Origin of the sequence: Rhodopseudomonas sp. (assembly GCF_013377015.1) — a bacterium.
Classification (GTDB): domain Bacteria; phylum Pseudomonadota; class Alphaproteobacteria; order Rhizobiales; family Xanthobacteraceae; genus JARJEH01.
In genome coordinates, this window is record NZ_JACABA010000002.1 from 980,204 (window position 1) to 1,004,762 (window position 24,559).

Sequence of the window (24,559 nt, forward strand, 5' to 3'; positions counted from 1 at the left end):
GTGATCTATTCTGAATTCGCTGTTGGGACGGCACGTGCATCGCCCGCGCGGGCGGGAATTGCAAGCGTCGCGCGCAACCCGGGCTGCGCATCAGTCAGCCTGAGATCGCCGCCATGCAGCGTGGCAACCGCCGAGGCGAGGCTGAGGCCAAGGCCGGAGCCCGGCTGGGTGCGGCTGGCCTCGAGCCGGGCGAAGCGCTGCACCGCATGGGTGCGGTCGGCCTCGGGAATGCCGGGCCCGTGGTCGGTGACGCTCAGCAGCACCTGATCGCCGTCGCGCCGCGCCTCGATCAGGATCACCTTGTCGTTCTCGCTGGCCGCGTCGCCGACCGCGGCCGCGCCAGGCACCGCGTCGGCCCCGAGCGGTTGCAACGTTGGTGCGGGCTGGCCATATTTGATGGCGTTTTCGACCAGGTTCGCCAGCGCCTGGCTGATCAATTCGCGATTGCCATGCAGCGGCGTCGGCACGGCCTTCACCTGCAAGGTCAAGCCGCTATCCTCGGCGAGCGGTTCGTACAGTTCGTGAATACCGTTGGCGATTTCGGCGGCGTCGAAATCGACCATGTTGTCGCGCGCCTGCCCGGATTCGGCGCGCGCGATCATCAGCAGCGCATTGAAGGTCCGGATCAGCCCGTCGGATTCCTCGATGGTGCGCTCCAGCGCCGCGCGGTATTCGGCCTCGCTGCCGGCCGTCGCCAGCGCCTGCTCGGCGCGATTGCGCAGCCGCGTCAGCGGCGTCTTCAGATCGTGGGCGATGTTGTCGGAGACTTCCTTCAGCCCCGTCATCAGTGCCTCGATGCGCTCCAGCATGGCATTGAGGTTTTCGGCCAGGCGGTCGAGTTCGTCGCCGCTACGGCCGACCGGCAGTCGGCCGGTCAGGTCGCCGGCCATGATCCGCCGGGTGGTGCCGGTCATGGCGTCGATCCGCCGCAGCACCCGTCGCGCCACGAACACGCCGCCGCCGAGCCCGAGCACGATCACGATCAGCACCGACCAGCGCGCCGCATTGGCGACCACGCCGAACAGCCGGCGACGCTCGGCGAGGTCGCGGCCGATCAGCAGCCGGAAGCCGCCGCTGAGTTCGGAGACCCGCACCAGGGCCCGATGATCCCGCTGGCCGCCATCGTCCAGCCGTTCGTAGAACGTCTCGGACCAGCCGTTCTTGGCCATCACCCCCGGCGCCAGCGCCCCGATATTGCCGGCCACCGCCTGCCCGGCCGGCGTGGTGACGAGGTACAGATTGGCGCCCGGCCGCAGCGCGCGGTTCTCGATCGTGAACACCAGCCCGCGCAAGCCGCGCCGCGTATAGATATCGTCGATCTCGCCGATCTCGGCGTCGACCGTGGTGGTGATCTGATCGGTGATCAGGCGGTGCGTGTTCCAGGCGAAGTAAGCCAGCAGCGACGCCGCGAACAGCGCGAACAGGAACAGATAGACCAGCGTCAACCGAAACGCGGTGGTGCGAAACAGTTTACCGAATGCCGTCACGGATCATGTATCCAGCGCCCCTGATCGTGTGCAGCAGCGGCCGCTCGAAGCCCTTGTCGATCTTGCTGCGCAGCCGCGAGATGTGGACGTCGATGACGTTGGTCTGTGGATCGAAATGATAGTCCCAGACGTTTTCCAGCAGCATGGTGCGGGTCACCACCTGGCCGGCGTGCTTCATCAAATATTCGAGCAGGCGGAACTCGCGCGGCTGCAGCGTCAGTTCCTCGGTGCCGCGCACGACGCGATGCGACAGCCGGTCGAGTTCGAGGTCGCCGACCTTGTATGAGGTTTCCTCGGCCGGGCCGCCGTGACGGCGCGACAGCACTTCAACGCGCGCCAGTAATTCGGCGAACGCATAGGGTTTTGGCAAATAATCGTCGCCGCCGGCGCGCAGGCCCTTGATGCGGTCGTCGACCTGGCCGAGCGCCGACAGGATCAGCGCCGGGGTGCGGTTGCCCTTCTCGCGCAGGGTGCCGATCACGCTCAAGCCGTCGCGCTTCGGCAGCATGCGGTCGATCACCAGCACGTCGTAGTCGCCGGAATCGGCCAGCGCCAGGCCTTCCTCGCCGTCGCTTGCGAGATCAGCGACATGGCCAACCTCGCGAAACGCCTTGACCAGATAATCGGCGGATTCGCGGTCGTCCTCGATGATCAGCAGGCGCATCGGTGTGTCGGGTTCGCTCAAGGTCTGTTGGATTGCTGTCACCATGGCTTGGCTTCCCCCGCCATGCAAGGCGGTCGGCGCTCCCCGATGGGCAAGGAAACGGGCGGTGAAGCTGGGGGAACTTCACCGCCCGCCTAGCCTTCCGACGGAGGGGGGCTTACTCCTGCCGGAAGGTATTGGGAGGGGACGAGTTTTTGACCCGTCCCCAGAAGGCGCCGTCAGCGGGGGGCGACATTGCCGGCAGCGCCTTCCAACTCTAATGCGATCACCCCTTCGCAATCGGAACCGCGACGAAGCGCGACGAGCCACCGCTGCGAACCCTGATCAGCACGCTGTTCTTGTTGTCGTTGCGCGCCGCGTCGAGCGCCTCGCGAACTTCACCAGGGCTGCCGACGGCCTTGCCTGCGACCTCGAGAATCACGTCGCCTTCCTTGAAGCCGCGATCGGCCGCGGCGCTCTTCGGATCGACTTCCGTCACCACGACACCATCCTTGCCGGCGCCGGCGACGGAACTGGCCGGAGCCAGCGTCAGACCCAGCTTCGGAACTTCGGTGCCGCGGCTATCGGAGCGGCCGCGATCGTTGTTGTCGTTGCTAGCCTTGGCCTCGATCGTATTCGGCAGCTTGCCGAGGGTGAGGTTGACGACCTTGTCACTGCCCTTGTGGAACACGTTGAGCTTGACCGCGTTGCCGGGCGCGAATCCGCCGATGGTGCGGGCGAGTTCGCGGGCGTCCTTGACCGGGGTGCCGTTCACCGCGGTGATCACGTCGCCGGATTCGATGCCGGCCTTCGCCGCCGGGCCGTCACGCTGCGGCTCGGCCACCAGCGCGCCTTCCGGAGCCTTGAGTCCGAGGCTGTCGGCGATCTCCGGTGTCACCGGCTGGATCTGCACCCCAATCCAGCCGCGGCTGACCGAACCCTTGTCCTTGAGCTGTTCGATCACCGTCTTCACGGTGGAGGCCGGAATCGAGAACGCGATGCCGACACTGCCGCCGGACGGCGAGTAGATCGCGGTGTTGACGCCCATCACTTCGCCTTCGGTGTTGAAGGCCGGGCCACCCGAATTGCCCTTGTTCACCGGCGCGTCGATCTGGATGAAATCGTCATACGGTCCGTTGCCGATGTCGCGGCCGGAGGCCGAGACGATGCCGGCAGTGACGGTGCCGCCGAGGCCGAACGGATTGCCGACCGCCAGCACCCAGTCGCCGATCCGCGGCTTGCCGTCGGACAGTTTGGCGTAGGGGAAATCGGAGCCGCCCTCGACCTTGATCAGCGCGAGGTCGGTGCGGGCGTCGGTGCCAATCACCTTGGCCTTGTAGGTCTTGCCGCTGTCGGTGGTGACCTCGACCTTGTCGGCGCCATCGACCACATGGTTGTTGGTCACCGCAAAGCCGTCCGCCGAGATGAAGAAGCCCGAACCCTGACCGGTCATCCCGCGATGGCCGCGGGGACCGCCGCGCATTCCGGGCGGCAGGCCATCGGGTCCGCCGAAGCGGCGGAAGAAGCGCTCCATCGGCGAGCCGGGCTGGAACGGCGAGTCGTCGTTATTGTTATCGGCGCCGTCGTCCTTGCCGACCTTCTCGTTGATGTTGACCTTGACCGAGATCACCGACGGCTTCACCTTTTCGACGATGTCGGCGAACCCGACCGGGTGCTGAACCTGCTTCACCAGCTTGTCGACCTGAGCATGAGCGGCGGTCGAAAACACGTTGTCGAACGAATGCGGCGCCGGGCTGAGCCCAAAGCCGGCGATCCCGAGGCCCGCCACCACCGACGCCATCAGAGCCAATTTGCGCGCCGAGAACGGCGAATGACGGACGGGCGGAAGCGAGGAAAGATCAATCGGGCGGTCAGTCATGCAGCAGTCTCCAGATACCAGTAAATCGACGGTGCGGGGGGCGAGCACCTTGTGGTTGTGAAGATGGGTGTTGCCGCCTTACGGCGCGCTGGCTGGGGAATTAAAGTTTTGTAATATTGAAGAAATCCGCGACCCAGGAGGCGATGGATCGGCGCCGGCGAAGCACACGTGCCCGCGCAATTGTCAGTCACCCTACACACGATGTCGGGAATCCGATCCCGTTGTCGCCGCCTCTCGCCCGATCCCCCCACCCAACTACCTGATTTCCAAACGAAACCGCTGTGGCCTGGTTCTTGCCAAGCCGCAGCCAGTGACGCTGAAGCGCGTCCCAACGTGATCGTCAGAAAACAGGAGGCTCGTCGTGGCTAATATTACCTTTTCATCCCCCGTCATGGCGAAGGACGTCACGGTCTACGCCGTCGCCGGCGATCGCGGCACCATCCTGGCGGTTGCCAAGTCGCACAAGATTCCGATCCCGTTCGATTGCCAGGACGGCGAATGCGGCTCCTGCCTGGTGCAGGTCGAGCACTTCAATCCGCACGCCAAATCCGCGGTCGCCCTGACCGAGAAGGAAAAGGAAGTCCTCAAGCAGCTCGGCAAGATCACCAAGGAAGAGATCAAGAACGCCGAAGTCAACGACATCCCGCCGCGCTACCGGCTGGCGTGCCAGTGCTTCGTGCGCAACGAGGACATCCTGGTGACGTTCGAGGGCGACAAGACCCTGCCGGCGCAGCGCCCGCACGTCACCAGCGTGGCCAAGAGCTACAAGGGCGGCACCGAAATCGCAACGCTCGACGAATTCTTCGGCTACGCCGCCAAGGTCGAGGAAGACGCTGCGCTGAACTACGACGAACTCGCGGCAGCGATGACCAAGGTCGGCAATCTCGAGGTCGCCAAGCTGTTCAAGCAGCTGGCCGACTTCTCGCGCCTGCATCTCGCCGAAGTGAAATCACGCGCCGGCTCGATCGATCTCGGCAAGAACGTTCCACCGGACTATGCCTGGCCCAACCACGCCACGCCGGAATCCACCGCGGTGTGGGCGGCCGATCCGTCGATGTCACGGCTGGGCGGTCTGAAGGTGGCGCTGCAGGGCGAGCGCCGCGGCTATGAATTCTACAGCGCGGTCGAAGCCACCTCGAAGAATCCCGCGGTCGCGGCGGCGGCCAAGGAATTCGTCAAGGAAGAGGCCGAGCACGTCAAGATCCTGGAAGCCTGGATCACCCAGGAAGAGTGGGCGGTCAAGAACGCCAAGGCGCACGAGAACGCCTGACCGCATCTGTGCAACGCCGTCGGCGATGCCGGCGGCGCAACAGCGAAGGAATTGAATGATGGATACGGTCGAAGAATTTCTCGCACACTCGATCAAGCTCGAGCAGGAGGCCGCACTGCGTTTCGGTCAACTTGCCGACGCGATGGAATCCTGCGGCAACCGCGAAGTCTCGAAACTGTTTCGGCAGTTGTCGGATTATTCCCGAATGCATCAGGCCGACGCGCAGGCCCGCGCCGGCTTTCGCGAGATCCCGGAGCTGAAGCCCGAAGACTTCAGCTGGCCCGGTCTGGAAAGTCCGGAGACCGCGGCGATCTGGGGCACCGATCCCTTCATCGGTCGCGATCTAGCGCTGGAAATCGCGCTGGAAGCCGAGACCGGCGCGTATGAATGGTACAAGAACGTTCTCGACACCACCAACGATCCGGAAATCCGGGCGCTGGCCAAGGAGTTCGTCGCCGAAGAAAGCGGCCACGTCGCCGAACTGCACCGATGGATCGCGCTGCACAAGGCCGGCAAGCCGCTGCCGATGGAAATCACGCCGTTCTGACCTGACCGACCCGCAACAATGGTTCGCCTGGATCGGCCAGCCGATTCAGGCGGCCAGCGACGGCGCACCGCAATGGGTGCGCGAAAGCCGCTATCCGACCAACCTTCCCGGCTCGCCAACTGCGCCTGACCCTACGCCTCCGATATGCGCACCGCACACCCCGCGTCAGCGGCGGCGCGCATGATCTGGATCAAGTTCCGATCTCCCCGAGCAAGCCAGATTGATCGTAAAATCATTCGCGCAAGGGTGGTCATGTCCAGCACAAATCGCCAGAGCGGCGGCGGCGGCCAGCGCCACCTCACCATCCCGGCGTCGCTGGTCTCGACATTCATGTATTCCAGCAGCGACTGCATGGCGACGCTCGACGCGGTCGGTGTGATCCAGCACGCCAATCCGACCTGGCGCGCCGCCATGGAGGTGACGTCGGACGCCGAACTCGACGGCCTGAACTGGCAAGACCTGTGGCCCACCGATATGCGCGCCGAAGCCGTGAAAGCGATTGAGCGCGCGCATGCGCGATTGACGACCCGATTCACCGCGCGGTGTCAGAGCCTGAAGGGGCAGCTGCGTTGGTTCGACCTCACCGTCGGCCCGGTGACCGACGTCTCCGGCAATCTGGCACAAATCCTGGTTCAGTCACGCGACGTCACCTCCTACAAACTACGCGAATCCGACCTGCAAAACTCGGTGACCGCGACCGAGGCGGCGCTCGGCGCGTTAACGCGCGAGCTGCAATCGGAGTCGCATCGGCTGGCGCAAGCCACCGCGCGCGCGGCGCACGCCGAGAAGATCCGTCTGCTCGGCCAGTTCGTCGGCAACATCGTTCACGACTTTAACAATGTGCTGATGGTGCTGAGCAGTTCCTCGCGCATCCTGCATCGCGGCGTCGCACCGAAGTTGCAAGCCGACATCCTCGACAATATCGATCAGGCGATCGAACGCGGCCGCCTGCTGGTTCGGCACCTGCTCGAGCTGTTGCGGATCGAGGCGACCGAGCCGGAATTGATCGATACGCCCGAATTTGTCGACGCCACCGCGACCCTAGCCGGTCAACTGTTCGGCGGCACAATCACCCTCGGCCTCGATGTCGAACCCGCGTGCTGGCCGGTGCGAGCGAGCCCGAGCAAACTGCGAGCGGTGTTTTTGAACCTGCTGTCACACGCCGTGGCCACGATGTCGGACGGCGGCATGGTTACGGTGCGGGTCAAGAACTGCCGTGACTCCGAGCTGCCGCCGACGCTGCCACCCGGCGACTACGTGCACTTCGCGGTGTGCGATATGCGTCCGGAAGTGCCGCTGAATCCCCCTGCGCAATTCAACGCGACCGTTGCCGGCGAAGACAAGCCGGACAGCGCCGCCGGTGCTGAACTTGCCGGGGCGTTCGAACTGGCCGAACACTGCCACGGCAAAGTGATCGTCTGGTGCACCCCGGGTGCGGGCACCTCGGTCAACCTTTATCTGCCACGCGCAGCCGCTGGCCCGACCGCCGCAGCGCGGCGCGACGATTGCGGCGGGCAATAGCGAACAGACCGTCAGCCCGTTCGGGCCGGCTTGTCCGGCGCGGAGTCGGCGCCGAGCAGCCGCTCGATCCGCGCTTCTTCCTCGGCGGTCAGCGCCAACGACGCATCCACTGCTTGCCCGACAACGGTCGATCGCCGCCGGTTCTGCGCCCACAATGCCGCCGCGCCGCCGACCAGCACCAGCGGCGGCAACAGCCACAGCAGCAACGTATGGGTCCTGAACCGCGGTTTCAGCAGCACGAACTCGCCGTAGCGCGCCACCAGAAAATCGATCACCTGGGAATCGCTGTCGCCGGCGGCGATCCGCTCGCGCACCAACAGCCGCAGGTCGCGCGCCAGCGGCGCATTGGAATCGTCGATCGACTGGTTCTGGCACACCATGCAGCGCAATTCCTGCGACAGGTCGCGCGCCCGCGCTTCCTCCGCGGGATTGGACATGATCTCGTCAGGCTGCACAGCATGGGCGGGCGCCGACAGCGTCATCGCGATCGCCACCATCGCTTGACATAAATATCGCACAATGCGATATTTTAAGCGATGAGCGAGGTCGTCTTCACGGCAACCGCGTCGCGGCAATGGGTGAAACTGGCGCCACAGCTGCGCAAGCGCATCGGCGCCAAGCTGGAAGCTTTTGCGCAAACCGGTCGGGGCGATATCAAAAAGCTGAAGGGACAAGATGGCGCACGGCTCCGCGTCGGGGACTACCGCGTCATCTTCTATCAGGAATCCGGCGACATTGTCGTCGTTGCCGTCGGCCATCGGCGGGATATTTACGACTGAGGACAGGCGATGAAGGTCGAATTCAAGCAAACCCCCACCGGCGAGGTCGCGATCATGCCGCGCGCCGAATATGAGCGGCTGAAGGCCTTGGCTGACGAAGCCGCCGAGGACGCCGGTACCGCGCGGCTGGTGGCGCGTGCGAAGAAAGGTGACGGTTTGCGCTTGCCCCTCGCGATCGTCGAACAATTGGCGAGCGGTGAGAATCCGATCCGGGTGCTGCGCCGATTTCGGGGCCTGACCCAAGCCGAACTCGCTACCGCTGAAAAAATCCAGATCACCCAGAACTACCTGTCGGACCTCGAAACCGGTAAGCGCAAAGGCCCGTTCGAGCTCCACCGCAAGATTGCGGCCGTTCTCGACGTGCCGGTCGATCTACTCGCGCCAATCGCTGTCGCGGCTGACGAAGCCGAACCGGGACGCTTGGTCAAGCGCAAGCCGGCGGTCGCCAAGGTGAAGCGACAGCGCGGACTACGCTGAATCGGGTTCGCTTGCCTACTCCGCCGCCTGCATCGCCCGCGACGGCTTTGCCGGCTTCGGCGCGCCGACCCGCAGGCGTCGGTCGGATAGCGACAGCAGTCCGCCGAATGCCATCAGCAGCGGGCCGAACCAGATCAGCAGCACCAGCGGCTTGTGATAGATCCGCACCGCGATGGTGCCGTCGGCGGCGGTCTCGCCGAGCGAAACGTAGAGCTGGCTGACGCCGTGGGTCTGCAGCGCGGCTTCGGTTGTCGACATGCCGCGGGTGCTGAAGCTGCGCTTCGACGGCGTCATGGGGTCGAGCGCCTTGCCGCCCCGGCTGACGGCGAACCGCGCGATCTGCTCGCGGAAATTCGGCCCCTGCCGCTGCGTCGCACCCTCGAGCTTCAATGCGTAGCCGGCGATGCGAGCGACATCGCCCTCCTTCATCGAGGCGATGTATTCGCTGTTCCAGGTGGTCTCGCAGACGATACCGATCAGCGCCACGCCGACACCGGCATGGGCAAACATGGTGCCCCAGGTCGAGCGCGGCAGTCCGAACGCGCGCCGCAGCGTCACCGCAAACCGATTACGAAACAAGCCGATCCGCTCGGCGAGATCGGCGACGGCGCCGGCGATCACAAACACCGCGAGGCCAATCGCCAGCGGCGCCAGCACGGCGCCGCCACGGGTCCAGGCCGCCACCATTGCCACCGCGAGCAGCGCGGTGACGCCGGCCGCAATCAGCCGCTGCGCCGCGCCGGCGAGATCGCCGCGCTTCCAGGCCAGCAATGGCCCGAACGGCACCGCCAGCAGCAACGGCACGAACAGTGGCCCGAAGGTGAGGTTGAAGAACGGCGCGCCGACCGAGATCTTGTCGCCGGTGAGCACTTCCAGCGCCAGCGGATACAGCGTGCCGACGAACACCGTGGCGCAGGCGGTGGTGAGGAACAGATTGTTGAGCACCAACGCGCCCTCGCGCGAGATCGGCGCAAACAGTCCGCCCTGCTTTAGCGCTGACGCGCGCCAGGCGAACAGCGTCAGACTGCCGCCGATGAAGACGCACAGGATCAGCAGGATGAACACGCCGCGGGTCGGGTCGGTGGCGAACGCATGCACCGAGGTCAGAACGCCGGAGCGGACCAGGAAGGTGCCGAGCAGCGACAGCGAGAAGGTCAGGATCGACAGCAGGATGGTCCAGACCTTCAGCGCGTTACGCTTCTCCATCACCACCGCGGAATGCAGCAGCGCGGTGCCGGCCAGCCATGGCATCAGCGAGGCGTTCTCGACCGGGTCCCAGAACCACCAGCCGCCCCAGCCGAGTTCGTAGTACGCCCAGTACGAGCCCATCGCGATGCCGAGCGTCAGGAACACCCACGCCATCAGCGTCCACGGCCGCACCCAGCGCGCCCAGGCGGCGTCGACCCGGCCCTCGATCAGCGCGGCGACGGCGAAGGAGAATGAAATCGAGAATCCGACATAGCCGAGATAGAGCATCGGCGGATGGATCGCGAGGCCGATGTCCTGCAGCACCGGATTGAGATCGCGGCCCTCGATCGGCGGATCGGCGATACGCAGGAACGGATTCGAGGTCAGCAGGATGAACAGATAGAACGCGGATGCGATCCAGGCCTGTACCGCCAGCACATGGGCGCGCAGCGACAGCGGCAGATTGTTGCCGAACGCCGCGACCAGGCCGCCGAACAGCGCCAGGATCGAGACCCACAGCAACATCGAGCCTTCGTGATTGCCCCACACGCCGGTGATCTTGTAGAGCAGCGGCTTCATCGAGTGCGAATTCTCGAACACGTTGACGACCGAGAAATCCGAACTGACGTGTAGCCATACCAATGCTGCAAACGACGCGGCGGCGAAGGCCAGCTGCGCCAGCGCGGTGGAGCGCGCGACATTCATCAGGGCGCCGTCGCGCAGCCAGGCGCCGAGGATCGGCACGGTGGCCTGGATCAGCGCCAGACCGAGCGCCAGCACCAGCGCGTAGTGTCCGGCTTCGGCGATCATTGCGTCAGACCTTGCTTGGCAACTGCCGGCTGCGCGCTCGCCGCCTGGCCACCGGGCTTCTTGTCGTAGTCGTCCTTCCAGTGGCCCTGCTTCTTCAGCGCGTCGGCGACGTCCTTCGGCATGTAGGTCTCGTCATGCTTGGCGAGCACGGTGTCGGCCTTGAACACCCCGGCCGCATCGAGCGCGCCTTCGGCGATCACGCCCTGCCCTTCGCGGAACAGGTCGGGCAGGATGCCCTTATAGGCGACCGGCAGCGTGTTGCTGCCGTCGGAGACCTTGAAAGCCACCGCGAGATCGGCGCCGCGCTGCAGCGAGCCCGGTTCCACCACACCGCCGAGTCGGAACCGCTTGCCGGCCGCGATGTGCTGCTCGGCCACCATCTGCGGGGTCGAGAAAAACACGATGGAGTCGCGCAACGCGCTCAGCACCAGCGCAGCCGCGATCGCGAGCACGACGCCCGCGCCACCGATCATCGTCAAACGCCGCTGTTTCCGCGTCATCGCAACCCGTCAGTGTTGAATGTCCGGCTCATCCGTCGAGCCCGAGATCTTTCAGCCCCTCATTGAGCCGCCGCAATGTGTCAGCATTGCCGCCGACCGCCTGCCGCGCCTGCGCCAGCGCCCCCTTGGCCTTGTCGGCGTCGCCCAGCACCATATAGGCACGCACCAGCCGCAGCCATCCCTCGACGTCGTCGCCGTTCTGCTTCAGCCGCGTCGCGAGCCGATCGACCATGCCGCGAATCATCGCGTCGCGGTCGGTTGCGGTCATATCCTTGGCCGCGGCCACCTTGTCGTCCGGCAGCGCCGGAACCTTGGCGCCGCCGACGCGGGCCAGCGCGGCCTGCAGCATCGGCCGCCACGGAGCGTCCGCCGGCGCCTTTTCCAACATCGCGCGCCAGATCGATGCCGCGTCCTTGGCGCGGCCGTCCTGTTCGGCGGCGAGCCCCATAAAATACCGCGACTTGACCTCGTCGGCGTTCAGCGCGAGCGCGCGTTCGAATTCTGCCTTGGCGTCGGCAGTGATCACGCCGCCCGCCGCCATGGTGAGGATCTCGCCGAGATCGGCGCGGCGCTCGGCGCTGTCTCCGGAATAGGCGATCGCGTTGCGATAGGCCCGCGCGGCATCGTCGAACCGGCCGAGCTTGGCCAGCACCGGCGCCAGCACGCTCCAGCCACGGCCGTCGGCCGGGTTCTTTTCGAGATGGGCCTCGACCTGCGCCACCAGGTTCTCCAGCGGTTGCGCGGTCGTCGGCGCCTTGGCGCGCTGGGCCAGCGGAGCGTCGGCCAATTGCGGCGAGCCAAGCGGCAGATACAACGCCACCGCCATCGCCGGCAGCCCGAGCAGCGCCAACACCGCCACCGCGCGGCGCAATCCCTTGCGCGACGACGTCGGCGGCGCGCGCTCGGCGTCGGCGCTGGCGATTAGCCTGCGGCTGATTTCGACCCGCGCCGCGGAGGCTTCCGGCGGCTCGATCAGGCCAGAGGCGGCGTCGCGTTCGACCTCGGCGAGCTGGTCCTTGTAGACATTGGCTTCACTGCCCTCACGCTGCGCCCGCAGGCCGCGCGACAGCGGCCACAGCACGGCAAAAGCCGCCGCAGCCGTCATCATCGCGAACACAAACCAGAGCGTCATCAAGCGGGTACCGGACCACCGCGCCGCGACATCGCAAGCGCCGGTTGTGCCGGTTTACACCATGACTAGGAGGGCGGCGCAATTGACAATTGCGGCAGCGGAAAGCCAAAAAAGCATTGATTGTGGGCTGATAACCTCATTTCCTGCGAAAGAAGGAAACATAGACATAGTCGTGATTTCCGACCGCGACTGCCTCATATTCCGATTGGCCCGTCTCTCTTAGAACAATGCGGTCATGGTAATTCGCGCGGATCGAAAAGTAGCCCCGCTGGCTTCGGATCGGCTCAAAATTGAGTCTTGAAGAATAGGGATTTCCCGCGAAAACCTTGAGTGCTGCGATCACATCGTCCTGGCGAGATCCCTTGCCAATCCGTTTGAGGTCGCGGAGGAAGGCACCGGTCGGTTTGACCGATACGCTCATGTCTTAAGTTGCTCGCGAAGGTAATCTTCGAGCGCGGTTGGGTCGCCAAACGCGGGCCCGTCGTGCGCATCGGGAATATATTCTGCACGAAGCGCAAGCAGAAAATAGTAAAATTCAATAATCTCATTGTGCAATTCGCCATTAAGTTCAACAAACCTGTTCAACGATCGGCGAGCAAGCCTTGCGGTTGAAACGGACATCGATGCGAGACCTGCCAATGCGGTGTCCAATTCCTCCTGTTGCCGAATGATTGTCGCCTTGTCTTGCCCGATGAATATTTCGAACTGCGAAATTGTTTCGTCGAGTTGAAGCATTGCTTTCTCGAACGGCTCACCACCTGCCTGGGCCAGAGACCTAAATGAAGAGTTTAAACGCAGCTTTTCCTGAACGGCGTTAGTTCGGCGTCGCCGAATGAGATCGGACAACTTTGAAATATGACTTTTCAATTCCTCTTGAAATTCGCTTTCAGGCAGATTTGGCCCAAGCCAAAACCGATCTGCCGCCGGCGCGGAGAACAAGTTGATCGCTGAACTGAGCGCCTGCACTGCCATTTGGCCATTATAGGCTACGTGACGGGTTCTGCCAGTCCCACAGGCGCCGATCTAAACCCGAAACAGGTCACCCCGCCCGGGCCGGCTTGCGCTCCACCACGACCATCGCGCTTTCGGCCGCCCGGCTCATCAGCGAGGCATAATCGCGGCCGAACAGCACCTCGCAGAACCGGATCGCGGCCTGGACCTGCATCTGCCGGAACGGCCGCACCCGGGCGTCGGCGCCGCGCAGCGCCTGCACCAGCGCCTCGGTCGACTTCTCGACATATTGCTGCAGGTCCGAATAGGTCCGCAGCGTCATCTCGTTGATCGCAAGTTCGCTGGCATAGGTGCGGCAGATCGCGACGAAATCGATCAACGCCGCGGCCTCGTCGATTTCCAGCTGATCGAGCTTGGAACCGACGGAAATATCCTTGTCGGGCCGCTGCCGCAGCAACCGCCGGACCCGACCGGGAACGCTCTCGATCTCCGATTTCAGCGAGTTCGAAATGTCGACCCGGATCGACGCCAGCTGCTTGCCCCACGGCGAGTCGTTGCGCAGATCGAGTTCGGTGCGCAGACCCCGCACGCCATCATGGATGGTTTTCAGATGTTCCGAGACGTTGACGAAGTGCCCGCGCTTGATTTCGCTGCGCATGTCGGCGGCAACCTGCGCCAGGTCGTGGATCGCCATCGTGACGGTAACGCCGAACGGGGTTGCGGCCACCTTGATCTCGTCGTCGGAGCCAGCGACCTTGAGCGCCAGACGGATGATCTGCCAGGGCGCGCTCAGATGTTGCATGATCAGCGACAGCGCGAACGGTAGCAGCACCGGCGTCTGCAATGCCGGCACGTTCAGCGCGGCGAGCATCGAACTGACCTGGGAGTCCCCGAACACCCTGAGATGACTGGTGAGCTTCCCGTTGAAAACATCCAGCGCTTCACGGTTTTTCAGAACGGCACCGATCCCCGGCAGGTCCTCGACCGTAGCCGGCGGACCGACCCGGGACATCGCGCGCTGGCGGTCGACGCCGGGTTCGGGATGGGTAATTTTGGCGATCGCATCCGCCGCGGCGACCTGCAGCTTACGCACCAGATTGTGGATTTCGGTTGAACTTCCAGCGCCGCGCAGACCCGCAAGCGCCGTGTCGAATTCCCGTGCCTGCTCGGGGATGCCGTCGCGGACCAGCCATTGCCAGACCGATGCCAGCGAGCCGCGCCGGATCTGCCCTGGCCGGGGCGTCTGACTGCTCTCGATCAGGAACGGTTCCAGGGCGCGGAACGCCAGCCGCGCCGGATCGTCGGTCCGCGGCTGGTTGTCGTCGTCGGCGCCGCGCACGATCTTGCGCAGTTCCTCCAGGACGAAATTGGCGACCGCGAGGTCCTCGCCGCGCTCGATGGCGCGCTCGAACTCCCGCATCAGCAACGCCTTCGACTGAGGCGGAAGCTGCCCGAGATAGTCCCTCAGCCGCTCGATCGATGTCTGACTCATACGCCCAAATCTGCACGCTTCGGCCGCGCGCCGGCCGCACCTCGTGCGTCGCCAGGCCACGGCGTCGCCTCAAGAGATAGCAGGCTCGGCGTTAAGAAGGGGTTGAGGGCATCACAGAAATGGTCGCGCTCATGATCCGCAAGAACATTAGATCGCTGCGACAAGCGACTGGTTCCGCTTGAATATTCGGGTCGGCCCGGGATTTTTCGGAGCCGCTAGCCGGCCGCGGTCCACGGCCCGTCCTGGGCTCGGCAGGCGGTGCCGCGCGCGATCTCGAGCTGGCCCCCGACGGTCACGGTATGGGAATAGCCGCGACAGGTCGCGCCCTGCCTGGCATAGGCCGGCCCCGGAACGATGTTGCCGAACCGGCCCGAAGCCGGATTGCGCCACGGCACCGGCGCGCCGGACGCGCCATTGTCGAGCGCGTCGATCTCGGCCTGATAGGCGAGACGACGATCCTCGTCGTCGAGCAAGGCACCGATCTTGGCGCCGATCAGCCCGCCCATCGCGGCATTGTTGACCGCGGCGGCGGCCCGGTCACCGCCCCGGTCGAAGCGCGATCCGAGGCTGCCGGTGAAGGAATCGACGCCGGTCCCGAAGCCGGTGGTGCGATCGCAACCGCCCAGCGCCAGCGCGGCAAGCAGCAGCGCAGTCAGCGGCATCAGCGATGTCGACGGCTTGGTCATGGCGATCCCAAAGCGCGCCGGATGGCAGCAGCGCTTGTGGCAAAGGAAGCGGAAGATTCAGGCGAGAACGGGGCAGCAGGACGGGCAACATTCTCACACCGCCGGCAACACCAGTTCCGCCCTTAACCCGCCGATCGGCGCATTCCCCAGTGTCAGGCCGCCGCCGTACAGCGCGGCGAGGTCGACCACGATCGACAGGCCGAGGCCGGAGCCCGGCTTGGTTTCGTCGAGCCGCTGGCCGCGGCGCGCGACCTGCGCCCGCTCCTCGGCCGACAGCCCGCGGCCGTCATCGTCGACCACGATGCGCAGCTGCGGCGTCGGATCTGACCCGGCGCGGCGCTCCACCCGCGCCTCGATGAACACCCGGCGATTGGTCCATTTGCAGGCATTGTCGACCAGATTGCCGACCATCTCCTCGAGGTCCTGGCGCTCGCCGCGGAATTTCGCCCCGGGGGCCGCGGTGATGTCGATGGCGATGTCGCGGTCGCGATGGATCTTCTCCATGGTCCGGCACAGCGCCTCGATCACCGGCTCGACCTCGGTGACGGTGCCGATCACGCTGACCCGCGCCGCAATCCGCGCCCGCTCGAGGTGATGCGCGACCTGGTCGCGCATCACCTCGGTCTGTTCCAGCACTTTCGCCGCGAACGGATCGCCGGGCCGCGCCGAGGCCTCGTTGACCAGCACCGACAGCGGCGTCTTGATGGCATGCGCCAGATTGCCGACATGGGTGCGCGATCGCTCGACGATCTTGTGGTTGGCGTCGATCAGCGCGTTGGTCTCGCGCGCCAAGGGCGCGATCTCGACCGGGAACTCGCCCTCCAGCCGTTCGGCGCGGCCGGAGCGGATATCGGCGATCGACTCCGAGATCCGTTTCAGCGGCGCGAGACCGAAGCGGACCTGGAAGATCGTGGTCAGCAACAGGCCGATCGACAACGCCACGAAGGTCCCGGCGAGGTAGTAATCGAAGGTTCGGGTTTCCTCGAAAATCTCGCTGGCGTCGCCGGCCACCGTGACCACGAATTTGCCGTCGATGCCGAGGTCGACCGGCCGCTCCACCATCCGCAAGGTCTGGCCCTCGGGGCCGTCGACATAGCCCTGCCGGATCCCGGCGGCGCTCAGCCCGACGCCCTGGTCCTCCAGCTTCGGCAGCTTGCGGTCCCACAGCGACCGCGACGCGCGGGGATCGACCTTGTCGGTATCGGTGCGGACGATCTGCCAGTACCAACCCGACAGCGGCAGATCGAACAGCGGTTCGCCGAGCGACTGGAACTGATCGGGCGTGGAGTCGGGCGTCGCCACTTCGGCGATGATGGTGCGCAGATAGAGATTGAGCCGGCGGTCGAAGGCGCGCTCCGAGCCCTGCCTGTACACCGACGACAGCACGATCCCGGTGAGCGCGAGGATGATCACCACCCAGGCGGTCGCCGACACGAACAGCCGTGTCGCCAGCGAACTGGTGCGAACCTTCGCCGTGCCGGTCCGGGTATGCTGCACGTTCGTCACGTCTGAACCAAAGCCGCGTCCGGCCTCCGGTTCATGGGCGCGAGCCTAATGCGCATCGACCGGCGGCGTCAGCAGATAGCCGAGCCCGCGCACGGTCTGGATGATGTCGACGTCCAGCTTCTTGCGGATGCGGCCGACGAACACCTCGATGGTGTTAGAATCGCGGTCGAAATCCTGATCGTACAGGTGCTCGACCAGTTCGGTCCGCGACACCACCCGGCCGGCGTGGTGCATCAGATAGGCCAGCAGCCGGTATTCATGCGAGGTCATCTTGATCGGATTGCCGTTGACGCTGACCCGGCCGGTGCGGGTGTCGAGCACCACCGGGCCGCAGGTCAGCTCGGACTGGGCGTGTCCGGCAGTGCGGCGCAGCAAGGCACGAATCCGCGCCAGCACTTCCTCGAGGTGAAACGGCTTGGCGACGTAGTCATCGGCGCCGGCGTCGAAGCCTTGCACCTTGTCGCTCCAGCGGTCGCGCGCGGTGAGGATCAAGACCGGCATGGCCCGGGCGTTGCGGCGCCACGCTTCCAGTACCGAGATGCCATCCATCTTCGGCAGTCCTATGTCGAGCACCACCGCGTCATAGGGTTCGGTGTCGCCGAGGAAATGCCCCTCCTCGCCATCGAAGGCGCGGTCGACCACATAGCCGGCGTCGGTCAGCGCGGTGGTGAGCTGACGGTTGAGGTCGGGATCATCTTCAACGACGAGCAGGCGCAAGATGCACTCCGAAAAATCTGCCGGCGAGATTGCCGCCATCCAGATGAGGCGCGCCGGCGTGAATACCAAATGAACACCGCCGCCCGCGTCACATTACTTTTTCTTCACAACCGCCTTCACCAGCTTTTCGATCACGCCCGGACTATCCTGCCCGGTGGCGGCGCTGACCTTTTCCCGGGTTCGGCCACTGATATAGACGCCTAACACGCCGAATCGGAAGCCCCAATAGGTCGCCAGCAGTGTGGTTGCGCCGATCAGCGCGTTGATGGTCTGGATGTCGCCGGCCCAGAATTCGTGCACCAGCACGGTCCACAGCGCCGCACATTCCAGCGTCAGTTCCCAGGCGTAAGCCGGCCGCCACCAGCGCTGAACCACGTCATTGCTGGCGATCTCGGCGCGCATGGTAACACCGGTCTCGGCGATCGCAGCGCGCTGGGTTTCGGCCTCGGCGCGGATCATCTCCGCCCAGCACGCTTCCGCTTCCGCGAGTTTCTCCGGATCAGCCGACGGCAGGCTCGCCTGCACCGCCGCTGGCGTCGGCGTCGGCGAGCCCAGCGCCTGCGCGAGGATTTGTCCAGCGGCGCCGCCGAGCGGACCGCCGAGCGCGGTGCCCAGCATCGGTGCCCCGAGTTGAATGACTTGTTTGGCGAGATCGCTCCAATCCATCGTTCAATTCCTTCCGATGGCCGCCAGGATCGCGGCAATGAATTTGGCAAGCCGCGGCTGCGGCACGGCCGGCGCGTCGGGCGCCAGCGGCGGGGACGTGATCACCACCGGTGGCGACGTCACCGACGGCACGGCGTCGAGCGCGGCCCGCCATTTCGCCAGCCACGCCTTGCGCTGCGCCAGGCCGATGGTGCCGCCGTTCAGGCGTCTGGTGACATTGACGATGTCGTCGGCCTCGGCGAATGGCAGGCAGCCGCAATTGACGAAATCGGCGACGCCGCAGAGCAGGAAGTACTTCGGGTCAAGCACCAGATCGGGATTGGCGACGACATCGAGCCCGGTCGCCCGCGCGAGCCGTTCGTACCCTTCCCGGCCGGTGGTCTGCGAAGCGCCCCTGCCCCGAAAATTCCAGCCGTCGTCGGAGCCGGACCGGTTGCCCATCCGGCCATTGTAGACCTTGTTGGCGAGCGCGGGCGGGTTGCCGGCGTAGGGCTGCGCACTGGCCATGGTCGGAAACCGCGACGGCCACACCTGCATCATACGGCCCGCCGTGTAGTTGAGATTCTCAACGACGTCGCGGCCGGCGCCGCATTCGTGCGAAATCTGCGCCATCACATGCGCGACCAGCAATGGCGTATTGATGCCGTAGCGCGCGAACACGGCCTCCGATTGCGCCGCGATTCCCGCGAGCAATCCGGCGACACGGCTGTCGCCCTGCGGCCACAGCCGCCGCAGCATTCGTTCATCGATGGTCATGGGAGCTCCGTACTACGCGATCAGACCGCGCGACCCGAGCAGCGCCGCCGGCTCGCAATACATCTGGAACAACGCCACACTCACCGCGCCGGCCGAGCTGCCGTTGTTCATCCAGAGATGCGGCGTCAGGAACTGCGTCGTCGCCGGCAGATCGGCGCTCACCGTGCCGCTGGCGACATCGCCGGAATTCAACCGTTCGACCCGGTATTTGACGTCGGCGCCGTTGGGCTCCGCCGACAATATCAGTTCGTAGAAATCCTGCCCGCCGGTGGTCGGAAAGCCGGCGCCGAGACTGGTCTTGGTCGCCGCCCCGCTGCCGTCATTGCTGAGCAGCGACAGCGTCGCATCGCTGGAATCGAAGCCGACGCCGATCAGGTTCAGCAGCGTGCTCGGATTGACGTTGCCGATCGCGCTGGCCGAGCTGTAGAGCCCGGCAAACAACCGCGAGGTCGATTGAAAGGTCTCGATCCCGAACCGGATCAGGAGATAGAACCCGCCCAGACTGGCGCCATTGCCGCGCCAAAACGTCAGCGCCGCGCCGTTGGCGCCGGCCGACGCGCCGGCGCTGCCGGCCGAATTGAAATCGATCCGCGGCGACGACAGGAACAAATTGCCGGCCGATGGCGCCACCGCGGTGGCGGTGCCGGTGATCGTCGCGGTGAGACCGACCATGTCCAGCGTGGTCGAGCCCGGCCGCGGCGACCATTGCATCGGTTGTCGGCGGCGCGCGTCCTTGATATCGAGCCGGCCGTGCAGCGCATTCCAGGCCCGCAGACTGGGATAGTAGTTCGACGCATCCGGCGTCACCTTCAACGAAAAATCGTCGAGCCCGAGCAGGCCGAACAGCGCCTTGGTGCTGAAATTGGTCTGCATGTAGAGTGCGGCATCGTTGGCGGTGGCATTCTTGCTGAAGGTGAAGGAGAAGCCGCCCGAGCCGTTGCTGAACAGCGCATTGGAGCCCGCGACCTGCAGCGCGTTGGCGCCGCTGCTCGGCGTCGTTCTGATCCCGACATTGCCGGTGGTCTTGTCGATCTGGATTGCGTCGGTGAAAGCCGCGCCATCCGGACTGACCTTGATGTGAAAATTGTCGTCGGCAAGCAGGCCGAACAGCGCCCGCGTGCTCCAATTGTCCTGAAAGGTGAAGCCGGCATCCTTGGCGGCCGCACTCTTGCTCAGGATGATACGGATGTCGCCGGTGCCGGGCGTGACGTCGTCATTGCCGAACAGCACGCCATTGGTCTTCACCGAGAGCCGATTGTTGCTGTCGGCCGCGGTGTTGATTCCGATCATCGGTAGATTCTGGAACGCGGACAGCGCGTTGATCCAGGCGCTGCCGTTCCACGCCAGCAGAATGCCGGTCGCGAGGTTATAGGCCAGCCAGCCGGTCTTCGGGGTATAGAACCTCCATGCCCCGTCATAATAGGCCGCGATCGCGTTGGTCTTGCCGGTCCACGCGCCGCTGGCGCCGGCCGGCACCACCCAGCGCTGACCCGCGCTCGGTGAGCCTGGCGGCGTGGTGACCGCCGCCGAGATCACCGCGAGCTGCACCAGCCCATCCAGGCTGAACAACGTTTCGTTATGGGTGACGTGCTTCTGCGCCTGGCTGGCCTCGATCAGAGGCAGGCCGAGATTTGCTGTGTCTGTCATGGCAACTCAGGGGTTGAGAGTGAGTTCGGCGGGGAATCCAGCGCCGACCGTGCTGGACAATTGCGCGACGCGGATGTGCAGGCTCGTCTGCGGCGCGCCGAAATCCGTTAGTTCGTCGGCGTTGGCGTAAATCGCCGCCGGCGTGGCGCAGGCGATCGCACGCATCACCGCGGCGCCGGACAGGATTTCGAGCGTGTAGGCTTCGACGTCCTCGCCGAGCGGCACTTCGACGCCCCAGCCGTCGCCGTCGATCCGGGTGCGGCGGATCCATGAGATGTGAACGCCGTCCGGCTTGCGCGCCGCCGCGAGATGCACCGGCGCCAGCGGCTTCAACGCCGTCGCGGTGGGTGTCACCGCCAGTTCCACCGCGGTCGGGTCGTCATGGCTGCGCCCCGAAGCGACGATGCGTAGTTGCAGGTTTCGTCCCAGCGCATCGAGCCCCTGCGCCAGCGGCACCAGATGGCTGTCAAGCAGCACGAACGGCGCGCCCGCCGGCAGCGGATCTTGCATCGCGTGCTCGCTGCCGGCCTGGCCACGTAGCAACCGCGACAGCGCATAAATGTTGCCGTCGACCAGCTCGGCATTAGCGAATTGCAGGATCTCCCAATCGCCGCCGGGATTACATAGCGCCGCGCCGTTGCCGCCGGCCAGCACGCGGGCGTCCGACAGCGACGCCAGCGCGCCGCCGAACAGCCGGACCCGAAACACATTGCGGCGATCCCACAGTGCGGTCGGCCCGGCCGGCAAGGGATCGAGCGTCTCGCCGATGGTCGCGCGCGCCGCCGCGACGGCGATCGGCTGGTAGCTCGCGCCGTCGGCGGTGTTCCAGATCGTCACCGATCCCGGCCACGGATTGGCGAAGATCGCCAGCCGGGTCAGCACCGCGGGTGCCGCCGCATCGATCACCGGCAGATCGAGCGACAGCGCCTGCACCGGCCCCAGCGCCGCCGGAATCTGCGCCGGCACCCGCGGCGGCGCCCGCAGCGGCATCGCAAACACCTCCGGATCGATGCTCCGCGCCTTGACCTGCCGCGCCGTGGTGTCGACCACCTCGTCGATCTCGAACAGCCGCCGCCGATCGTTGACGGTGAGTGCGACCACGTCGCCGGGCACCAGCGCCAGCCGGTCGATGCCGATTGCAAAGCTGGCGCTGTCGCGGCCGGCCCACAGGTCCTGCAGCAGGATTTCGGCGCGCCGCGCTGCCGCCGCGGCGTTGGTCACGACCGCGAGGTCGGCATGCACGGTGCGATTGGCGCCGCCGACCAGCTTGCGCGAGACCGCCGCGGCGCGGCGGTAGTCGGTCATGCCGTCGGTGAAGCCGAACGAGACTTCGTGCGGCAATTCGGTCTCCTGCGCCCGCGTCAAACGCGACGCCGCGCCCTGCGCCGACGCGACCAGTTCGTCCTCGGCGATCTCCGCCACCGCCGCGCCGCCGCGCTGGATGAAGCGCAAGGTGCCGTCCGCGCTCGTCGCGTTGAAGGCGTAGGCCATCGCCAGCGGCTCGATCATCGCGCGCGGCGCCATCGGCCGATCCACCAGATAGCCGTCGCAAGCATCGCGCAACGCGCTGCTGTCGACGCCGGTGACGCCGGAATCCGCCAGCAATTGGCTCACCAGCGCGTCGAGCGGCGCGCCACCGAGCCGACCCGTGAGCCAGTGGCCGTTCTGCCAGTTCGGCGCGTCGCTCCAGACCTCGTCGGCGGCCGGAAACACCGGATAGGGCCGCGCGTCCCAGGTCCACAGATGGATCGCCGAGACGTCGATCATCCGCCCGCCATAGACCGGCGACACCGGGTTGCGCGCGTCGCCGGCGCCGAACGCCGGATCGAACGCCGCGATAATGGCTTCGAGATAGCGGCGCTGAATCAGATCGTCGCGCTCGCCGCTGGAAAAATACGGTGCGAAATTCTCGCTCGATTTCGGATCGGGAAACACGCTGGGCTGGTTGGCGCCCTTGTCGACCGCAGGGCAGCCGACTTCAGTGAGCCAGATCGGCTTGCTCATCGGCAACCACGCGGTGGGCGACAGCTCGGCGCCGCCAACCCGCTCACGATGCGATTGCGACCACCAATTCCAGATGTCCTTGACCCGATAGGTCCAGGGCTTGCCGAGGCCGTCGGTGATGGCGCCGCGATTCTGCGCGGCGCGCGCCGCGTCATCGGCGTAGTACCAGTCATAGCCCTCGCCGGCGGCGACATTGCCGGCGAGATAGGCCCGGTCGTAGGTCGAAGCCGCCGCCGCCTGGTCGAGATGTCCGGCGTCGTCGCGCCAGTCCGCCAATGGTGCGTAGTAATCGATCCCGACCGCGCCGATCGCGCTCGACGCCCACAGCGGATCGAGCGGAAACCGGACTTCGGAGGCGTCGGGCGTGATCACGTCGGAGCCATATTCGGTCCAGTCCGCGCCATAGGTAACGAGCGTGGACGCGCCGACGATGGCCTTCACTTCGGTCGCGAGCGACACCAGCGCCTGCACCGCCGGATAGACGCCGGGGCCGGAGCGCACCCGCGTCAGCGCCTTCAGTTCCGAGCCGATCAGGAACGCATCGACGCCGCCCGCCGCGGCGCAGAGATTGGCGTAGTGCAGGATCATGCGGCGATAGTTCCACACCCCGCCGGTGAAGAAGCTCGCCACTTGCGCCGCGGCCGTCGCGGTGCCTTGCGGTGATCCCGGCCGCCCCGGCGCCGGATCGCAGGTGATACGGCCGCGCCACGGATAGGGCGGCTGCGACGCCGCGCCGGTCCAGGGATTCGGCAGCGCGTTGCCGATCGGAACGTCCATCATCACAAACGGATAGAACGTGATCTTGAGCCCGCGCGCTTTCAGCTCACCGATCAGATGCACCACGCTGTCGTCCGACGGCGTGCCGCCGAACGCCGGTCGGCCGGCGACCTGCGACACCAGCCAGGCGTCGGCGCGGGTCGCGCCGGCCACCGACCATGTCGTTCGGTTCAGCAGCTTGCCGCGGTTCTCGACGCCGGGCCGCACAGTGCAAACCTGCGCGCGCAGATCGGAGCCGAACCACGCCGCCACCAATGCGACGCGCTGTAGCGCCGGACAGATGCCCTGCAGATCGTCGAGCGCTTCGATCACATCCGACGCCGCGTTGGCGACGTGACGGTTCTCCGGGGCCGACGTCCCTTTGTCGATGATTTGTACCAGGGTCGCGGGCTCATAGCCGAATTCGGTGGTGCCCGGGATCAGCGTCACCGCACGCACCATCTTTTCCAGCAGTCCGATCGGCCGGATGACCTCGAACGACAATTGCGGAATCCGGTTGCCGAAATCCGCCAGCGGCAGCCGCTCGAACACGACGTAGGCCAGCCCGCGATAGGCCGGGGCGTTGGCGGCGCCTTCCTTGGCGACGATCAACTCGTCGGCGCTTTGGTCCTCGCTGCCGCGATGGACTCGGACGTTGATGCCGGACAGATCCAGCGGCTTGCCGTCGGCCCAGATTCGCGCCACCCGGCCGATCGCCCCCTCGCACAGCCCGACCGCAAAATTGGCGAAGTAACTGTAGTTCGTGGTGGTCGTGGTCGCGCCGCCGCCACCCTTGCCGCCGGATGTGGTCTCGGTCGAGATCACTTCCTCGAGCTGGGTTGCCCAGATCACCTGCCCCGACAACCGCACCCGGCCATAAACGCGCGGAATCGGCGCGCCCTCGGTCGAGGCCATCACATCGAGATCGGCCAGCCGCGGCCCCTCGACGCTGCGGTCCCCGGCGCCGAACAGCGAGCGGTCGATGATGTTGCCAACCAGCGCGCCGGCGATCCGTCCGGCAATCGCGCCGGCCGGACCGAACAGCGCGCCGGCGGCGCCGCCGGCGACGGAGAGAACGAGAGCTGCCATGGGATTTGACTTCGGTTATGCTTGCGACGCCGGCCAACGCCCCGGCATCGGATCGC

The 24,559-nt window shown here is 65.8% G+C and carries 22 protein-coding genes; 5 read left to right on the forward strand and 17 right to left on the reverse strand.

What is annotated here, in order from left to right:
• Positions 1–5: 5 nt before the first annotated feature.
• From HXX15_RS13025 to HXX15_RS13035, 3 genes are all read right to left on the reverse strand, one after another.
• A complete protein-coding gene (locus tag HXX15_RS13025) occupies positions 6–1,487 on the reverse strand; it encodes an ATP-binding protein (RefSeq protein WP_296516484.1) in 1,482 nt (493 codons plus the stop codon).
• Positions 1,471–2,151, reverse strand: coding sequence for a response regulator transcription factor (locus HXX15_RS13030; protein ID WP_296516941.1), 681 nt, complete (start codon positions 2,149–2,151; stop codon positions 1,471–1,473). The genes HXX15_RS13025 and HXX15_RS13030 overlap by 17 nt, the downstream gene beginning before the upstream one ends.
• Before the next feature lie 265 nt (positions 2,152–2,416).
• Positions 2,417–4,009, reverse strand: coding sequence for a Do family serine endopeptidase (locus HXX15_RS13035; RefSeq protein ID WP_296516485.1), 1,593 nt, complete (start codon positions 4,007–4,009; stop codon positions 2,417–2,419).
• Between the two features lie 361 nt (positions 4,010–4,370).
• Between HXX15_RS13035 and HXX15_RS13040 the strand changes: the two genes are divergently transcribed.
• The 3 genes from HXX15_RS13040 (at position 4,371) to HXX15_RS13050 (ending at position 7,347) form a co-directional block, all read left to right on the forward strand.
• Complete coding sequence (locus HXX15_RS13040) at positions 4,371–5,279, forward strand: 2Fe-2S iron-sulfur cluster-binding protein (RefSeq protein ID WP_296516486.1); 909 nt, start codon at positions 4,371–4,373, stop codon at positions 5,277–5,279.
• A 58-nt stretch (positions 5,280–5,337) separates the two neighbouring features.
• Positions 5,338–5,826 (forward strand): ferritin family protein, encoded by a 489-nt coding sequence (locus HXX15_RS13045; protein ID WP_296516487.1) that lies wholly within the window; start codon positions 5,338–5,340, stop codon positions 5,824–5,826.
• Between the two features lie 252 nt (positions 5,827–6,078).
• Positions 6,079–7,347, forward strand: a complete 1,269-nt coding sequence (locus tag HXX15_RS13050; protein ID WP_296516488.1) for a PAS domain-containing sensor histidine kinase — start codon at positions 6,079–6,081, stop codon at positions 7,345–7,347.
• Between the two features lie 11 nt (positions 7,348–7,358).
• Here HXX15_RS13050 and HXX15_RS13055 read toward each other — a convergent pair whose 3' ends face one another.
• Positions 7,359–7,844 carry a cytochrome c-type biogenesis protein gene (locus HXX15_RS13055; protein WP_296516942.1) on the reverse strand — a complete coding sequence of 162 codons (486 nt, stop codon included), beginning with the start codon at positions 7,842–7,844 and terminating at the stop codon, positions 7,359–7,361.
• Positions 7,845–7,883: 39 nt separating this feature from the next.
• Between HXX15_RS13055 and HXX15_RS13060 the strand changes: the two genes are divergently transcribed.
• Entirely contained in the window at positions 7,884–8,126 is a 243-nt protein-coding gene (locus tag HXX15_RS13060) for a type II toxin-antitoxin system RelE/ParE family toxin (protein ID WP_296516489.1), read from the forward strand.
• A 54-nt stretch (positions 8,127–8,180) separates the two neighbouring features.
• On the forward strand, positions 8,181–8,603 hold the full coding sequence (locus HXX15_RS13065) for a helix-turn-helix transcriptional regulator (RefSeq protein ID WP_296516490.1): 423 nt from the start codon (positions 8,181–8,183) through the stop codon (positions 8,601–8,603).
• 15 nt (positions 8,604–8,618) lie between these two features.
• Here the strand turns inward: HXX15_RS13065 and HXX15_RS13070 are convergent, their stop codons facing one another.
• The 13 genes from HXX15_RS13070 to HXX15_RS13130 form a co-directional block, all read right to left on the reverse strand.
• Complete coding sequence (locus HXX15_RS13070; protein WP_296516491.1) at positions 8,619–10,601, reverse strand: heme lyase CcmF/NrfE family subunit; 1,983 nt, start codon at positions 10,599–10,601, stop codon at positions 8,619–8,621.
• Positions 10,598–11,101 carry a cytochrome c maturation protein CcmE gene (ccmE, locus tag HXX15_RS13075; protein ID WP_296516492.1) on the reverse strand — a complete coding sequence of 168 codons (504 nt, stop codon included), beginning with the start codon at positions 11,099–11,101 and terminating at the stop codon, positions 10,598–10,600. The genes HXX15_RS13070 and ccmE overlap by 4 nt, the downstream gene beginning before the upstream one ends.
• A gap of 28 nt (positions 11,102–11,129) precedes the next feature.
• The gene (ccmI, locus tag HXX15_RS13080; RefSeq protein ID WP_296516493.1) at positions 11,130–12,233 is read right to left on the reverse strand and encodes a c-type cytochrome biogenesis protein CcmI; all 1,104 of its coding nucleotides are present in this window, start codon (positions 12,231–12,233) and stop codon (positions 11,130–11,132) included.
• Positions 12,234–12,369: 136 nt separating this feature from the next.
• On the reverse strand, positions 12,370–12,654 hold the full coding sequence (locus HXX15_RS13085; RefSeq protein WP_296516494.1) for a hypothetical protein: 285 nt from the start codon (positions 12,652–12,654) through the stop codon (positions 12,370–12,372).
• A complete protein-coding gene (locus tag HXX15_RS13090; protein ID WP_296516495.1) occupies positions 12,651–13,205 on the reverse strand; it encodes a hypothetical protein in 555 nt (184 codons plus the stop codon). The genes HXX15_RS13085 and HXX15_RS13090 overlap by 4 nt, the downstream gene beginning before the upstream one ends.
• Positions 13,206–13,272: 67 nt before the next feature.
• On the reverse strand, positions 13,273–14,676 hold the full coding sequence (locus tag HXX15_RS13095; protein ID WP_296516496.1) for a hypothetical protein: 1,404 nt from the start codon (positions 14,674–14,676) through the stop codon (positions 13,273–13,275).
• 215 nt (positions 14,677–14,891) lie between these two features.
• The gene (locus HXX15_RS13100) at positions 14,892–15,362 is read right to left on the reverse strand and encodes an RT0821/Lpp0805 family surface protein (RefSeq protein ID WP_296516497.1); all 471 of its coding nucleotides are present in this window, start codon (positions 15,360–15,362) and stop codon (positions 14,892–14,894) included.
• A 93-nt stretch (positions 15,363–15,455) separates the two neighbouring features.
• Positions 15,456–16,868: a sensor histidine kinase gene (locus HXX15_RS13105; RefSeq protein ID WP_296516498.1), complete on the reverse strand. Its 1,413-nt coding sequence runs from the start codon at positions 16,866–16,868 to the stop codon at positions 15,456–15,458.
• A 45-nt stretch (positions 16,869–16,913) separates the two neighbouring features.
• A complete protein-coding gene (locus HXX15_RS13110; RefSeq protein WP_296516499.1) occupies positions 16,914–17,585 on the reverse strand; it encodes a response regulator transcription factor in 672 nt (223 codons plus the stop codon).
• 93 nt (positions 17,586–17,678) lie between these two features.
• Positions 17,679–18,251: a 3TM-type holin gene (locus HXX15_RS13115; protein ID WP_296516500.1), complete on the reverse strand. Its 573-nt coding sequence runs from the start codon at positions 18,249–18,251 to the stop codon at positions 17,679–17,681.
• A gap of 3 nt (positions 18,252–18,254) precedes the next feature.
• Positions 18,255–19,007 carry a glycoside hydrolase family 19 protein gene (locus HXX15_RS13120; protein ID WP_296516501.1) on the reverse strand — a complete coding sequence of 251 codons (753 nt, stop codon included), beginning with the start codon at positions 19,005–19,007 and terminating at the stop codon, positions 18,255–18,257.
• 12 nt (positions 19,008–19,019) lie between these two features.
• Positions 19,020–20,654 carry a DUF2793 domain-containing protein gene (locus HXX15_RS13125; protein WP_296516502.1) on the reverse strand — a complete coding sequence of 545 codons (1,635 nt, stop codon included), beginning with the start codon at positions 20,652–20,654 and terminating at the stop codon, positions 19,020–19,022.
• Between the two features lie 6 nt (positions 20,655–20,660).
• Positions 20,661–24,503: a glycoside hydrolase/phage tail family protein gene (locus HXX15_RS13130; RefSeq protein WP_296516503.1), complete on the reverse strand. Its 3,843-nt coding sequence runs from the start codon at positions 24,501–24,503 to the stop codon at positions 20,661–20,663.
• Between the last annotated feature and the right edge of the window lie 56 nt (positions 24,504–24,559).